This is a genomic window from Agrococcus sp. UYP33 (genome assembly GCF_054060915.1).
In genome coordinates this window covers 210,317-224,280 of the sequence record NZ_JBSSDR010000002.1, presented here as the reverse complement: position 1 = coordinate 224,280, position 13,964 = coordinate 210,317, and the positions used below count along the sequence as shown (strand labels likewise).

General features: G+C 71.3%; 12 protein-coding genes and 1 tRNA gene. 3 read left to right on the top strand and 10 right to left on the bottom strand.

What is annotated here, in order from left to right:
- Positions 1–21 precede the first annotated feature (21 nt).
- Together ACVWW9_RS11320 and ACVWW9_RS11315 are read right to left on the bottom strand one after the other, a co-directional pair.
- Entirely contained in the window at positions 22–1,383 is a 1,362-nt protein-coding gene (locus tag ACVWW9_RS11320; protein WP_456515593.1) for an MFS transporter, read from the bottom strand.
- A gap of 74 nt (positions 1,384–1,457) precedes the next feature.
- Positions 1,458–2,459, bottom strand: coding sequence for a LacI family DNA-binding transcriptional regulator (locus ACVWW9_RS11315; RefSeq protein WP_456515592.1), 1,002 nt, complete (start codon positions 2,457–2,459; stop codon positions 1,458–1,460).
- 155 nt (positions 2,460–2,614) lie between these two features.
- Here ACVWW9_RS11315 and ACVWW9_RS11310 point away from each other — a divergent pair, with 155 nt between their 5' ends.
- Entirely contained in the window at positions 2,615–2,956 is a 342-nt protein-coding gene (locus tag ACVWW9_RS11310) for a hypothetical protein (protein ID WP_456515591.1), read from the top strand.
- Between the two features lie 272 nt (positions 2,957–3,228).
- Here ACVWW9_RS11310 and ACVWW9_RS11305 read toward each other — a convergent pair.
- Positions 3,229–3,304: transfer RNA gene (locus ACVWW9_RS11305), tRNA-Ala, on the bottom strand.
- Between the two features lie 81 nt (positions 3,305–3,385).
- Between ACVWW9_RS11305 and ACVWW9_RS11300 the strand changes: the two genes are divergently transcribed.
- Together ACVWW9_RS11300 and ACVWW9_RS11295 are read left to right on the top strand one after the other, a co-directional pair.
- Positions 3,386–4,750, top strand: coding sequence for a TrkH family potassium uptake protein (locus ACVWW9_RS11300; RefSeq protein WP_456515590.1), 1,365 nt, complete (start codon positions 3,386–3,388; stop codon positions 4,748–4,750).
- Positions 4,743–5,453: a potassium channel family protein gene (locus ACVWW9_RS11295; RefSeq protein ID WP_456515589.1), complete on the top strand. Its 711-nt coding sequence runs from the start codon at positions 4,743–4,745 to the stop codon at positions 5,451–5,453. The genes ACVWW9_RS11300 and ACVWW9_RS11295 overlap by 8 nt, the downstream gene beginning before the upstream one ends.
- A 24-nt stretch (positions 5,454–5,477) precedes the next feature.
- On the opposite strand, the gene ACVWW9_RS11290 is transcribed toward ACVWW9_RS11295, so the two are convergent.
- The 7 genes from ACVWW9_RS11290 to ACVWW9_RS11260 all read right to left on the bottom strand — a co-directional run bounded on the left by ACVWW9_RS11290 (position 5,478) and on the right by ACVWW9_RS11260 (position 13,962).
- Entirely contained in the window at positions 5,478–6,128 is a 651-nt protein-coding gene (locus tag ACVWW9_RS11290) for a DUF6226 family protein (RefSeq protein ID WP_456515588.1), read from the bottom strand.
- A gap of 41 nt (positions 6,129–6,169) precedes the next feature.
- A complete protein-coding gene (locus tag ACVWW9_RS11285; RefSeq protein WP_456515587.1) occupies positions 6,170–7,582 on the bottom strand; it encodes a YibE/F family protein in 1,413 nt (470 codons plus the stop codon).
- A 135-nt stretch (positions 7,583–7,717) separates the two neighbouring features.
- A complete protein-coding gene (locus ACVWW9_RS11280; RefSeq protein WP_425453460.1) occupies positions 7,718–8,887 on the bottom strand; it encodes an acyl-CoA dehydrogenase family protein in 1,170 nt (389 codons plus the stop codon).
- A 53-nt stretch (positions 8,888–8,940) separates the two neighbouring features.
- Positions 8,941–9,801, bottom strand: a complete 861-nt coding sequence (locus ACVWW9_RS11275; RefSeq protein ID WP_456515586.1) for an HpcH/HpaI aldolase/citrate lyase family protein — start codon at positions 9,799–9,801, stop codon at positions 8,941–8,943.
- 2 nt (positions 9,802–9,803) lie between these two features.
- Positions 9,804–10,325 (bottom strand): MaoC family dehydratase, encoded by a 522-nt coding sequence (locus ACVWW9_RS11270; protein ID WP_456515585.1) that lies wholly within the window; start codon positions 10,323–10,325, stop codon positions 9,804–9,806.
- Positions 10,322–12,256, bottom strand: coding sequence for an acetyl/propionyl/methylcrotonyl-CoA carboxylase subunit alpha (locus ACVWW9_RS11265; RefSeq protein ID WP_456515584.1), 1,935 nt, complete (start codon positions 12,254–12,256; stop codon positions 10,322–10,324). The genes ACVWW9_RS11270 and ACVWW9_RS11265 overlap by 4 nt, the downstream gene beginning before the upstream one ends.
- A 5-nt stretch (positions 12,257–12,261) precedes the next feature.
- Positions 12,262–13,962, bottom strand: a complete 1,701-nt coding sequence (locus ACVWW9_RS11260) for a carboxyl transferase domain-containing protein (RefSeq protein WP_456515583.1) — start codon at positions 13,960–13,962, stop codon at positions 12,262–12,264.
- Positions 13,963–13,964: the final 2 nt, after the last annotated feature.

Here is a 13,964-nt window from a genome sequence, read left to right as displayed (position 1 = left end):
TCAGGTGGGTTTCGGGCGCGTTCATCGGGCAGCGGCCGCGGGCGCCGGTGCAGGCGCCGTCGCGGTCTCGCCGATCTCGCGCAGCTCGAGGTGGCGGTTGTCGGGCACGAAGCGCACGGCGACCATCGCGATGGCGGTGCAGACGATCGCGTAGATCATCACGGGCCACAGCGAGCCGCCGCTCCACAGGACCATCGCACCGGCGAGCGCGGGCGTGAAGCTCGCGAGCAGGATCGAGGCCATCTGGTAGCCGACGGAGATGCCCGAGTAGCGCACGCGGGTCGGGAAGAGCTCGCAGTACATCGCGGGCTGAGGCGCGTAGACCATCGCATGGCCGAGGCCGAGGAACACCACGAAGCCGACGATGATCGCCCACAGCTGGCCTGTCTGCACGAGCAGCAGCACCGGGATGGTGGTGAGGATCATGATCGTGCCGCCGATGAGGAACACGCGGCGGCGGCCGATCCGGTCGGACAGCGCGCCGTACACGGGGATCATGGCGATGTTCACGGCGGCGCCGATCATCGATGCCGTCAGGCCCACCTCCGTCGGAAGGCCCAGCGTCGTGGCGAGGTAGCTGAGCACGAAGGTCGTGAACAGGTAGTAGTTGCCGGCTTCGGCGAAGCGGGCGAAGATCGCGATGAGCAGCGGCTTGCGGTGCTCGGCGAGGAGCACCTTCAGCGGCGCCTTCTGCTCCTCGGCCTCGGCCTCCATGCGGGCCTTCTCCTCGAGGAACGCGGGGCTCTCGGTGGCGCGGAGGCGGATGTAGAAGCCGACGGCCGCGAGGATGATGCTGAGCAGGAAGGGCACGCGCCAGCCCCACTCGGCGAACGCGTCGCCCGAGATGGCGACCGAGAACGAGAGCGCCGCGGTGCCGAGCAGCAGGCCCGCCGAGACACCGATCTGCGGCCACGAGCCGAAGAAGCCGCGACGACCCTTGGGCGCGTTCTCGACGGCGATGATCGCTGCGCCGCCCCACTCGCCGCCGACGGCGAAGCCCTGGGCGAGACGCAGCACGCAGAGCAGGATGGGCGCAGCAGTGCCGATCTGCGCATACGTCGGCAGGAGGCCGATCGCGGCGGTCGAGACGGTCATGACCGAGAAGGTCAGGATCAGCGTCGACTTGCGACCGATCCGGTCGCCGAGGTGGCCGGCGACGAAGGCGCCGAGCGGGCGCGCGAGGAAGCCGACGCCGAACGAGGCGAGCGCGACGATCTGCGCGACGGCCGGTTCGAGCTCGGTGAAGAAGATGCTGCCGAACACGAGAGCGGACGCCAGTCCGTAGATCGTGTACTCATACCATTCGACGATCGCGCCGATGGTGCCCGCCTGCAGCGAGCGGACCGCGCTCTTGCGGCGCGCGGTGGTGACTTCGTTGTCCATGCTGTCTCCTTCGACCAGTCGCGGAACAGCGTGCTGTGCATACGTATGAAACTCAAGCCGCGGGCTGAGATGTCCTACGCAGGCGGCGGTCCGTGGGTGCCGCGCAGCACCAGCTCGACCGGCACGCGCACCTGCGGACCCACTCGCAGGCCCCGGATCGCGCGGGTGATGAGGTCGACCGCCTCGGCTGCGAGCTCATCGCGGTCGCAGAGCACCGTCGTGAGGTCGAGCACGTCCCACGAGGCCATCGCGACGTCGTCGAAGCCGATCACCGTGAGGTCGTCCGGCACGGCCAGCCCGAGGCTGCGGGCGGCGTTCAGAGCGCCGAACGCGAGGTAGTCGTTGCCGCACACGAGCGCCGTGGGCCGGTCGTCCTGGACGAGGATCTCGAGCGCCGCCGCACGGCCGCCGCGGGCGTCGAAGTCGATCCGTCGCGTCCACCGATCCGGGACCTCGACGCCCAGCCGCTCCAGCTCGTCTCGCAGCCCCTGCTCCCGCTCGATCCCCGTCGACAGGTTGGAGGCGCCGGCGAGCACGCCGACGCGCCGGTGGCCGAGGTCGTGCAGGAGGTGCGCGATGCGACCGGCGCCGTCGCGGTTGTCGAAGGCGCACGCGATGTCGTCGGGATCGTCGCGCACGCGGTTGACGAGCACGTACGGCAGCCCGTGCGCCAGCAAGGCGCCGGGCAGCCTCGAGGTGCGCGTGGCGGTCGTGATGATGACCCCGTCGTAGGAGCCGTCGGTGAGCGTGGCGGCAGTGAGCGCGTCGTCCTCGCTGTCGGCCACGAGCACCACCCGATAGCCCCGCTCCCCCAGGCGTTGGCGCAGGTGGTCGAGCAGCTCCGGGTAGAACGGGTTCATCGGCGCCTCGGAGACGATCGCGATGCGCCGCGTCACGCGCGTCGAGAGGGCGCGGCCCGACTCGTGGGGCACGTAGCCGAGCTGCTCGGCGGCGCGGGCGACGCGCTCGCGCGTCTCCGGCGTGATGTTCGGCAGATCGCGGAGCGCACGCGAGACGGTGGCCTGCGAGACGCCCGCGAGCCGCGCGACATCGAAGCTCGTGACCCGCTTGCTCATGCCGCAACGATAGGCGTCCCTCGACTCGAGATCGGTTCCCGAGCGTCGACGAGGACGACCGCTGGTGGTCGCGCCTTCGCATGACCCTCTACGCCTCGAAGCGCTCGTGGTTGCCGTCCGTGACGACGACTGACCTCCTTGCGTAGGCTCTGCCCATGCGAGCGATGCCCACCATCAGCGCCGAGCTCGTGCTCGAGAGAACCCGGGAGCTCCTGGCCGCACCCGAACGGCGGTCGCACATCACGTGGGTCTGGGGAGGCACCTACCGCGACTCGATCGTCGTCGTGTACCGATGGCTGCGTGAAGCAGGCCTCTGCGCGTACTCACGAGACATGGCCGAGTACGCGCAGCTGTTCGACCCGGTGGATGAGACGCTCCTCGCAGAGATCGCTTCCCTCGAGATCGAGGAGCCGGGCAAGAGGCCGGTGCACGTCGACGACGCCGTTCGGGCGATCGTGCCACTGCATCTCCAGCCCGGTCTTGCCTGGGACATCTGAGGCTCGAGCCGCTTCCCTCTGGTCGTGGTGAGCGCGCCTTCTCGAGGATGACCCGACGACGGATCCGGGCAACGCGAGCGGCCGGGCAGTCGAGGACCGCATCAGGTCCGATCCCCGGCGCTGCGCATCTCGACCCAGCGGAGCGGTGGATCCATCGCCAAGGCCGTCACGACACGGCGAGCACGGCTACAAGGCGTGCGCTGCAGGGGCGCAGCGCGCTCGACGGATCGCCCGCGCAGAAACCAGAAGAACCGCGGTCACCCGCGGTTCTTTGGTGGATCTGGGGGGACTCGAACCCCCGACCCCCTGCATGCCATGCAGGTGCGCTACCAGCTGCGCCACAGACCCTCTGCTGCTCTCGGAGCAACCAGATAACTCTACAACACGTTGGGACGGGAAGTCACATCGGCGGGCGTATAGTCGTCGCTCGTGCACGCCACGCGCCCCCACCGGGGGCTCACCCACTTCTGGCAACGCCAGCATCCCGCTCGTCGAATCTTCACCGGCTTCGTCGTGCTCAACCTCACCGGTTGGGCACTGCTCATGCTGCCGATGTCGAAGCAGGGTCCGGGCGGCGCCAGCTGGATCGAGGCGCTGTTCACCGCCGTCTCCGCTGCGTGCGTGACCGGCCTCACGGTCGTCGACACGGCGCTGTACTGGACGCCCTTCGGCCAGGTGGTCATCCTGCTGCTCATCCAGCTCGGCGGTCTCGGCGTGATGGTGTTCGCGAGCCTCGTCGGCATCGCCATCGTGAAGCGCCTGAGCCTCGGCTCGCGGCTGACGACCGCGCAGGAGGCGCACGCGACCGGCATCGGCGGGCTGCGCCAGCTGGTCATGAGCATCCTGCGCATCGCGCTCGTGGTCGAGGGCACCGTCGCCATCATGCTGTGGCTGCGGTTCTGGCTCGGCCGTGGCGAGGATCCCCTGCACGCGCTGTGGCTCGGGGTGTTCCACGCGGTCTCGAGCTACAACAACGCCGGCTTCGCGCTCTTCAGCGACAACCTCATGGGATTCGTCGACGACCCCTGGATCCTGCTGCCGCTCGCCGGCGCGACCATCGTCGGCGGCCTCGGCTTCCCGGTCATCATGCAGGTCCTCAAGCACGCGCCGCACCCGCGCCGGTTCTCGATGCACACGTGGCTCGTGCTGGTGGGAACGGTGGCCCTCCTCACCCTCGGCACGGTCGCGATCGCGGTGCTGGAGTGGGCCAACCCCGCGTCACTCGGCGCGCACCCGACGGGCGTGCGCATCCTCGAGGCATTCTTCCACTCCGTGCAGACGCGCACCTCGGGCTTCAACGCGCTCGACATCGGCACCTTCCGCCCCGAGACACTGCTCGTCATGGATGTGCTGATGTTCATCGGCGCCGGACCGGCCGGCACCGCCGGCGGCATCAAGATCACCACCTTCGGCGTGCTCGCGGCGATCATCATCGCCGAGGTCCGCGGCGACCCCACCGTGACGCTCTTCGGCAAGCGGCTCTCGCGCGCGGTCCACCGCGAGGCGATCACCATCGCGCTGCTCTCGGTCGGGCTCTGCTTCGTCGCCACTCTCGCGATCATGCACCTCACCGACGTCGACCATGACCGCGTGCTCTTCGAGGTCATCTCCGCGTTCGGCACCGTCGGCCTCTCGACCGGCATCACGGCATCCGTCGGCACGCCGAGCCAGCTGATCCTCGTCCTGCTCATGTTCATCGGCCGCGTCGGGCCCATCACGGTCGCCACGACGCTCGCCCTCCGACCCCGCAGGCTCGCGTTCGAGCTGCCGAAGGAAAGGCCCATCATTGGCTAGGCTCCGCAACCCCTTCGATCCGAGCACCATCGGATCCGCCTCCTCGGTCGCCGTCGTCGGCCTCGGCCGCTTCGGCACGTCGCTCTCACTCGAGCTCATGGCGCACGGCACCGAGGTGCTCGGCATCGACGCCGACGAGGAGGTCGTCCAGGCGCTCAACGGTCGACTCACGGCCGCGGTCACGGGCGACGCCACCAAGCCGGAGCTGCTCGAGCAGCTGGGCGTGGCCGACTTCGACCGCGTCGTGGTGGCGATCGGCACCGACGTGACCGCCAACATCCTGGTCACGAGCCAGCTGCTGCGCCTGGGCGTGCGCGAGGTGTGGGCGAAGGCGCTCGACGAGCGCCACGCGCTGATCCTCGACCAGCTGGGCGTGAAGCACGTCGTGCGCCCGGAGGCCGACATGGGCCGTCGCGTCGCGCACATGGTGCGGGGCGCGCTCGAGGACTTCATCGAGGTCGAGGCCGGGTACGCCGCGGTGCTGCTCGAGGCGCCCCTGCCGCTCCTGGGCGTGCCGCTGCGCGAGCTGGGGCTGCAGGCGAAGCACGGCGTCGGCATCGGCGCCGTCAAGCGCGAAGGCTCGTGGATCCTCTCGACGGTCGAGATCCGCTTCGAGCGGGGCGACATCCTGCTCGTGCACGGCCCGACGCCGAAGGTCGAGGCGTTCGCGGCCGCCGCGGCGAAGCTGCGGGCGAAGGCCTAGCGGCCGCTCCCTGGCCCAGCCGGATCAGGGGGCGGGGTGCTTGGGAGGCCACGGCGCCCACCCATCGGGGAGCCGCCGCAGCACGGGGGCGGCCGCGCGCACGCGATCGGCAGGCAGGTCCCGCGCCGACGTCCGACCGGAGGTAGAGCCGTCGGCGAAGGTGAGCGAGTGCTCGACCAAAGGACGGAATCCGGGCCCGATGTGCTCGCGGTAGTGCCCACCGACGACCGCGAGCACGAGCCGCTCCAGTTCGCCGGCCTCCGCCTTCCAGGTGGAATCGCATGCGTCGCAGCCGCAGACCGGGAAGTGGAAGTCGTGCAGCAGGCCGGCATGCACGAAGACGCCCGGGTAGTCGGTGAAGACGACGGTGAGCGACGCACTCGCCGGATCCCGAGGACGGATCCGGACCGCGCGCTCCAGGTCTCGGGCAGCGTGCAGGAGGTCCGCCACGACCTCATCCCCCTCGTCGAGGTCGACGTCGTAGGCGGCCCGCAGGTGGGCGATCAGCGCGTCGGCCACAGCGTGGATCGGTGCGAAGCGCTCCGGATGCGTGTCGACCGAGTAGGTGTCCTCTGGCGGCATCTCGCCGCCCCACCGATCGCCGTAGTCGATGACCTCGCCCGCGGCGTCGCGGAAGACGGCAACGTCGATCGAGGGTCGCTGGTAGCTGATCACCGGCTCATCCTCCAGCATCCGGATGCGGAGGTCGGCTCGGCCTACGCCGACTGCGCCGCGCTCGTCGCCGCCGAGCGCGTGAGCGTCTCGGCGCCGGGCACGACGAGCGCGGCGATGGCCGTCGTCGCGGGGATCGCCAGCACCAGGCCGATCGATCCCACGAGCGTGCGGACGATCTCCTCGACCACCTCACCGGTCGTGAGCTGCAGGTCGAGCGGCGCATCCGTCAGCGACAGCACGAGCAGCAGCGGCAGCGCGGCGCCGACGTAGGCGAAGGCGATCGTGTAGACGGTCGACGCGATGTGGTCGCGACCGATGCGCATCGCCCGCGAGAAGAGCTCCCGCCTCGACGCGCCCGGGGCGACGGCGCGCAGCTCCCAGACGGCCGACGCCTGCGTGATCGTCACGTCGTTGAGCACGCCCATGCCCGCCAGGATCAGCCCGCAGACGAACACGTCCGAGAGATCGACCGTGGTCTGGGTGAACAGCAGCCGCGACTCCTCGGTGCTCGTGCCGAGGATGCGCGACGAGCCCGTCGCGATCCAGGCGAGCGTCGCCGTGAGCGCGAGACCGAACATCGTGCCGAGCAGCGCTGTCGTCGTGCGCGTCGTGAAGCCGTGCGCCACGTAGAGCACGATGAACATCACGATCGACGCGGTGACGAGCGCGACCGGCAGCGCCGGCCGCCCGGAGAGCAACGCGGGCAGCGCGAAGCCCCAGATGGTCGCGAAGGCGCCGGCGAGCCCGACGATCGCCGCGAGGCCGCGCCACCGGGCCACGAGCACCACGACGAGCACGAACGCGGCGGCGAGCAGCAGCAGCGGCACCTCGCGCGCGAAGTCGACGAACACGTAGGAGGTGCCGAACCCCTCGGCCTCCGGGATGTCGAAGACGCGCATCCGGTCGCCGGGCCCGACCTCGGCGACCGCCTCGGGCGACATCACGACCTCGACGAGCGAACCGTCGTCCAGCTGCGCCGCGACGAGCGAGGTCTCGGGGTTTGCGGCGCCGATCGCGGTCGCCTGCAGCACGCTCGCGCCCTCGCCCAGGTACGCCATCCGCTCTGGCATCGCATCGGCTTGCGGCCACAGAGCGATCAGGCCGCCGAGCGTCGCGAGCAGCAGCGGCGCGAGGATCAGCCAGAGCACCATCCGCGACCGGCGGCTGACCGGCTGCGCCGTGCCGCCGCCGTGCCCGTGCCCGTGACCGCCGGCGCTGGCGCTGTCGCCGGCGTCGGCGCGCAGGATGCCGTGGCCCGTCGCCGCCTCATCGCGCGCGGCGACGCTGCGCGAGCGACGCTCGCCGCCCCAGGCGTGGATGGGCTCGTCGTCGTCGGCGGCGTGCCAGTCCGGCGAGTCGAGCGGGCCGCGGCTCCCGCGAGCGCGGTGGCGCTGGCTCCGGTAGCCGTCGTCGTCGCGTCGCTCGTCGTCCCCGTCAGTGCGCTCTCGCCCCACGCCGTCTCCCCCGCTGTCCGCTCGGCGCGCGCAGGCTATCAACGGCGCGTCGGCCGGGCGGCGAGCTGGCCCGCGCGTTGAGGGTTTGCGTCCGAGTTGCTCTCACCTCGGACGCAAACCCGCAACGCGCGCGGGTCAGGCGCCGAACGACTTCTCGAAGCCGAGCGAGCGGGCGATGATCGCGAGCTGCACCTCGGTCGAGCCCTCGCCCAGGGTGAGGATGCGGCAGTCGCGCAGGTGGCGCGCCACCACGTTCTCGTTCATGAAGCCGGCGCCGCCCCAGATCTGCGTCGCGTCGTTCGCATTCGCGACCGCCGCCTCGGAGCCGATGAGCTTGGCGAGCGACGCCTGCTCGGTGAAGGGCAGACCCTGGTCGATGCGGCGCGCCGCGTCGTGCATGACGGCACGCGCTGCGTGCACGCGCGACCGCATCCGCGCGATCGTGAAGGCGATGTGCTGGTTGTCGCCGATCGGCCGGCCGAAGACGACGCGCGTCTTGGCCCGCTCGATGGCCTGCTCCAGACAGCCCTGCGCGGCGCCGACGCACAGCGCCGCGAACGCGACGCGGCCCTCGTCCAGCACCGACAGGAAGTTCGAGAACCCCTTGCCGCGCGCGCCGAGCAGGTTGCCCTCGGGCACGCGCACGTTGTCGAAGACGAGCGGATGCGTGTCGGAGGTGTTCCAGCCGATCTTGTCGTAGGCAGGCAGCGCGGTGAAGCCGTCGATCGGCGTCGGCACGATGATTGTCGACAGCTCGGGCTTCTCCTGGCCGTCCTTGCCGACCTTGCGGCCGGTGACGCACGTGACCGTCACCACGGAGGTGATCGGCGTGCCGGAGTTGGTGATGTACTGCTTCGTGCCGTCGATGCGCCACCAGCCGTCCTCGAGCACGGCGGTCGTCTGCGTCGCGCCGGCGTCGCTGCCTGCCTGCGCCTCGGTGAGGCCGAAGGCGGCGAGCGCCTCGCCGCGAGCGAGCGCAGGCAGGTAGGTGCGCTTCTGCTCCTCGGTGCCGAACCGGTAGATCGGCATCGCGCCGAGCCCCAGGCCCGCCTCGAGCGTCACGGCGATCGACTGGTCGACCCGGCCGAGCTGCTCGACGGCGACGCACAGCGACATGTAGTCCTTGCCCTGCCCGCCGTACTCGACCGGGATCGGCAGGCCGAAGAGGCCCATCTTGCCCATCTGGGCGATGATCTCCATCGGCAGGCGGCGCGCGGTGTCGTACTCGTAGCTCGCGGGCGCGACGACCTCGTCGGCGAAGCGGCGGACGGTGCGGGCGAGCTCCTGGTGCTCGGGGCTCAGCATCTCGGTGCCGTCGACGACCTCGTCGGCGGCGGGGCGGTTCAGTGCCGTGGTGGTCATGGCGTGCTCCCATTCGTGGTGGTGGCTGCGGCCGATCCCCGGGCGACGACGCTTCTGGCGAGTCGGAGGATCGGTTCGTCGACCATGCGTCCCTCGAAGGAGAAGACGCCTGGCGTGGTCTCGGCGGCAGCGAGGATGCGCTGCGCCTCGTCGAGCTGCTCGGCCGTCGGCGCGAAGGCGCGGCGGTAGGGCTCGACGTGGTTCGGGTGGATCGCGGCCTTCGCGCCGAAGCCGGATGCCGCGGCATCCACCGCCTCGGCGTGGGCGCCGTCGAGGTCAGCGATGTCGGTGCGGATGGCGTCGATCGCGGTGACGCCGAACGCCCCGGCGGCGAGCAGGATGCGGCTGCGTGCGTGGGCGGCGACGTCGCGGTAGGCGCCGGTGTCGTCGCGGCTCGACGTGCCGCCGAGCGAGGCGACGAGGTCCTCCGCGCCCCACATCATGCCGACCACCGACGGGTGGGCGGCGAGCGCTTCGGCGGCGAGCACGCCGCGCGCCGTCTCGCACAGGGCAACGACGCGCACGCCGGGCAGCGCCGCGACGACGCGGTCGACCTCCTCGACCGACTCGGCCTTGGCGAGCATCACGGTGCGGAACGGAGAGCCGGCGACGGCGGTGAGGTCGTCGTCGAAGCCGTAGGCGGTGGCGGCGCTCACCCTGACGATCGTGCGGTCGACATCGAGCCGGGCAGCGACGATCGCGTCGCGGGCGGCGGTCTTCGAGTCCGCGCCCACGGCATCCTCGAGGTCGAGGATCACCGCGTCGGCACGATCGGCCGCCTTCTCGAAGCGATCGGGCCGGTCGCCCGGGCAGAACAGCAGCGCCGGTCCCATGCCCAGCTGCTTCGGAGAGAGCATGCTCACGACGCTCCCTCCGGGTCGGCCTGCATGAGCACCTGCCGCACCGCCTTCGCGACGACCTCGCCGTGCTGGTTGCGCGCGCGGTGCTCGAAGGTGGCGATCCCCTGCCCTGGCCGCGACCGGGACGCGCGCTTCTCGAGCACGCGCGTCTCGCAGTAGATCGTGTCGCCGTGGCGCACCGGCGCCGGGAACGTCACCTCGCTGAACCCGAGGTTCGCGACGATGGTGCCCTGGGTGAGCTGCCCGACCGACAGGCCGACCATGGTCGCGAGCGTGTGCATCGAGTTGACGAGCGGCTCGCCGAACTCCGTGGTCGCGCTGTACGCGCGGTCGAGGTGCAGCGGCTGCGTGTTCATCGTCAGCGTCGTGAAGAGCACGTTGTCGGTCTCGGTCATCGTGCGACCGGGGCGGTGCTCGTAGACCACGCCCTCCTCGAGCTCGTCGAACCAGAGCCCTCGCTGGGTGACGCGCCGCTCGGCGGGCTCGGTCGCGGGCCCTGCCGCGGTCGTCTCGTCGGTCATGCCGCTGCCTCCTCGGGGGTCACGGTCGCGAGCTCCTGCCCGCGCGTCACCTGCTCGCCGACGGCGGCGTACAGGCGCACGGTGCCGGCGACGGGTGCGCGCAGCACGTGCTCCATTTTCATGGCCTCGACGCTCACGATGGCCTGCCCCTCCGCGACCGTGTCGCCGTCGGCAGCGTGCGCGGCGACGACGGTGCCCGGCATCGGGGATGCGAGGGTCGGCTGCACGGGACCGCGGCCGCGGCGGATGCGCGCGGGCGCCTCGACGAGCCAGTCGCCTCCCTGCGTGCCGACCCACGTGCCCTCGTCGGTCCGCAGGATCGGCGCATCTCGCGGGGTCGTGATGTGGTCGACCTGGCCGTCAGCCCGAGTGACGATGCATCGGTCGCCGAGCACCTGCACAGCGGCCAGCCCGTCGCCGTCACGGAGGCGGACACGTCGCCCGACGGCTCCGCCGATGCGCCAGCCGTCCGGCCGCCAGGCGCCCAGGACGTAGGGCAGCAGGGCCATCGGGTCGGCTGCCGCCATCGCCAGCACATCGCTGGGGATCGGCACCGAGGCGATCCGCTCGCCCTCCCTGTCGATGAAGCCGGTGTCGAGGTCGCCCGCGCGGACGCTCGGCTCATCGAGCAGCGCGCGCAGGAATCCGCGGTTCGTGACGACTCCGAAGATGCTGGTCTCGGCGAGCGCGCCACGCAACCGCTCGAGCGCCGCGTCCCGCGTGGGGGCGTGGGCGATCACCTTCGCGATCATCGGGTCGTAGCTCGAACCGACCTCGGTGCCCACATCCACGCCGTCGTCGACCCGGATGCCGCCGTGCCAGTCGCCATCGAACGGCCAGGTGAGGTCGAGCACCGTGCCACCGGTCGGCAGGAAGCCTGCCGCCGGATCCTCGGCGTAGATGCGCGCCTCGATCGCGTGCCCCGTGAGCGTCACGTCGTCCTGCGCGATCGAGAGCGGCTCCCCTGCCGCCACGCGCAGCTGCTGCTCGACGAGGTCGATGCCCGTGACCATCTCGGTCACCGGGTGCTCGACCTGCAGGCGCGTGTTCATCTCCATGAAGAACGGCTCGTCCGGTCGGTCGGCCGCGACGATGAACTCGACCGTGCCCGCGCCGACGTAGCCGACGGAGCGGGCCGTCTCGACGGCGGCCGCGCCGATGGACGCGCGCTGCGCCTCGGTGAGGAGCGGGCTCGGCGCCTCCTCGATCACCTTCTGGTGGCGGCGCTGCAGCGAGCACTCGCGCTCGCCGAGGTGGATGACGTTGCCGTGCGCGTCGGCGAGCACCTGCACCTCGATGTGGCGCGGGTTCGTCACGAAGCGCTCGATGAAGAGCGTGTCGTCGCCGAACGACGACGCGGCCTCGCGCCGAGCTGCGGCGAGCGCCGAGGGCAGGCCTCCGGCCTCATCGACGCGGTACATGCCCTTGCCGCCACCGCCGGCGGCAGGCTTGATGAGCACGGGGAAGCCGACGCGCTCGGCGCCGGCGATGAGCGCCGCGTCGTCGAGCGCCGGCTCCGCGATGCCCGGCACGGTCGCGACACCACGCGACTCGACCGCGTGCCGTGCGGAGATCTTGTCGCCCATCGTCTCGATCGCCGAGGCGGGCGGTCCGATGAAGACGATGCCGGCGTCCGCGCACGCCTGCGCGAACGCGGCGTTCTCGGAGAGGAAGCCGTAGCCCGGGTGGATCGCCTGCGCGCCGGTGTCGCGCGCCGCCTGGATGATCTTCTCGATCGACAGATAGGTGTCCCGCAGCGGACCGGCGCCGAGCGAGACGACCTCGCTGAACCGCAGGTGGTGCGGCGACGGGTCGTCCTCGGCGCGCACGGCGACCGAGTGGATGCCCAGCTCGTCGAGCGTGCGGGCGATGCGGCTGGCGATCTCGCCGCGGTTGGCGACGAGGACGGTGTGGAACATCTGCGATGCCATGGCGCTCACATCCTGAAGACGCCGAAGCGCGGCTCGGGCAGCGGCACCGCGGTGACGACGTCGAGCGCCATCCCGAGGATCCGGCGCGTGTCTGCGGGGTCGATGACGCCGTCGTCCCAGAGCCTGGCGGAGGCGTAGTAGGGGTTGCCCTGCGTCTCGTACTGCTCGCGCACCGGGCGCTCGAAGTCGGCCTGCGCCTCCGCCGACCACTGGTCACCCGCGCCTTCGATCTGCTCGCGCTTGACGGTGGACAGCACGGATGCGGCCTGCGGCCCGCCCATGACGCTCACGCGCGCGTTGGGCCACAGCCACAGGAATCGGGGGTCGTAGGCGCGGCCGCACATCGAGTAGGTGCCCGCGCCGAACGAGCCGCCGACGACGACCGTGAGCTTCGGCACGCGCGTGGTCGCCACCGCGGTGACCATCTTGGCGCCGTGCTTGGCGATGCCGCCGCGCTCGGCCTCCGAGCCGACCATGAAGCCGTTGATGTTCTGCAGGAAGACGAGCGGCACGCCGCGCTGGTCGCACAGCTCGATGAAGTGCGCGCCCTTCATCGCCGACTCCGAGAAGAGCACGCCGTTGTTGGCGATGATGCCGACGGTGTGCCCGTGCAGCTCGGCGAAGCCGGTGACGAGCGTCTCGCCGTAGCCGGCCTTGAACTCGTGGAACTCGGAGCGGTCGACGATGCGCGCGATGATCTCGCGCGCGTCGTAGGGCGTCTGCAGGTCGGGCGGGATGGCGTCGTAGAGCGTCGACGCGTCGATGGCGGGCTCGTCGCTGCCGTCGCCGAACGCCGAACCGCTCAGCGGCGCGTAGGCGAACCATCCGGCCGAGTCCGAGCGCTGGGGCACGGTGCCCTGCGGACGGGCGCGGTCGGCATCCGGCAGCGCCTCCACCATGTCGCGCACGATCTCGAGCGCGTGCTCGTCGTCGTCGGCGAGGTGGTCGACGACGCCGGAGACCTCGGCGTGCAGCACGCCGCCGCCGAGCGACTCGGCGTCGATCACCTCGCCGGTCGCCGCCTTCACGAGCGGCGGACCGCCGAGGAAGATCGTGCCCTGGTCGCGCACGATCACCGTCTCGTCGCTCATCGCCGGCACGTACGCGCCGCCGGCGGTCGACGAGCCCATGACGGCCGCGAGCTGCGGGATGCCGAGCGCCGACATCTGCGCCTGGTTGAAGAAGATGCGACCGAAGTGCTCGCGGTCGGGGAAGACCTCGTCCTGCATCGGCAGGAACGCGCCGCCCGAGTCGACGAGCGCGATGCACGGCAGTCGGTTCTCGCGCGCGATCTGCTGCGCGCGCAGGTGCTTCTTCACCGTGAGCGGGAAGTAGGTGCCTCCCTTGACGGTCGCGTCGTTCGCGATCACCATCACGTGCCGGCCGTGCACGAGGCCGATGCCGGCGACCACGCCCGCCGACGGCGCATCCTGGCCGCCGGTGCCGTCGAGGTCCTTGCCGTAGACGCCCCACGCCGCGAGCGGCGCCACCTCGAGGAACGGGCTGCCCGGGTCGAGCAGCGCGTCGATGCGGTCGCGCGCCAGCAGCTTGCCGCGCGCGACGTGCCGCTGCCGCGACGCCTCGGGCCCGCCGAGCGCGACGAGGTCGAGCCGCTCGCGCAGCTCGGCGACGAGCGCCTCCATCGCGGCGCGGTTCGTGCGGGCGGCGTCGCCGCCAGGATCGACGTGGGTCGGGAGCCGGTGCATGC

Bases quoted from the DNA above. Each gene is read 5' to 3' on its own strand.
- ACVWW9_RS11320 (WP_456515593.1), bottom strand. From the start codon at position 1,383: ATGGACAACGAAGTCACCACCGCGCGCCGCAAGAGCGCGGTCCGCTCG.
- ACVWW9_RS11315 (WP_456515592.1), bottom strand. From the start codon at position 2,459: ATGAGCAAGCGGGTCACGAGCTTCGATGTCGCGCGGCTCGCGGGCGTC.
- ACVWW9_RS11310 (WP_456515591.1), top strand. From the start codon at position 2,615: ATGCGAGCGATGCCCACCATCAGCGCCGAGCTCGTGCTCGAGAGAACC.
- ACVWW9_RS11280 (WP_425453460.1), bottom strand. From the start codon at position 8,887: ATGCTGAGCCCCGAGCACCAGGAGCTCGCCCGCACCGTCCGCCGCTTC.
- ACVWW9_RS11275 (WP_456515586.1), bottom strand. From the start codon at position 9,801: ATGCTCTCTCCGAAGCAGCTGGGCATGGGACCGGCGCTGCTGTTCTGC.
- ACVWW9_RS11270 (WP_456515585.1), bottom strand. From the start codon at position 10,325: ATGACCGACGAGACGACCGCGGCAGGGCCCGCGACCGAGCCCGCCGAG.
- ACVWW9_RS11265 (WP_456515584.1), bottom strand. From the start codon at position 12,256: ATGGCATCGCAGATGTTCCACACCGTCCTCGTCGCCAACCGCGGCGAG.
- ACVWW9_RS11260 (WP_456515583.1), bottom strand. From the start codon at position 13,962: ATGCACCGGCTCCCGACCCACGTCGATCCTGGCGGCGACGCCGCCCGC.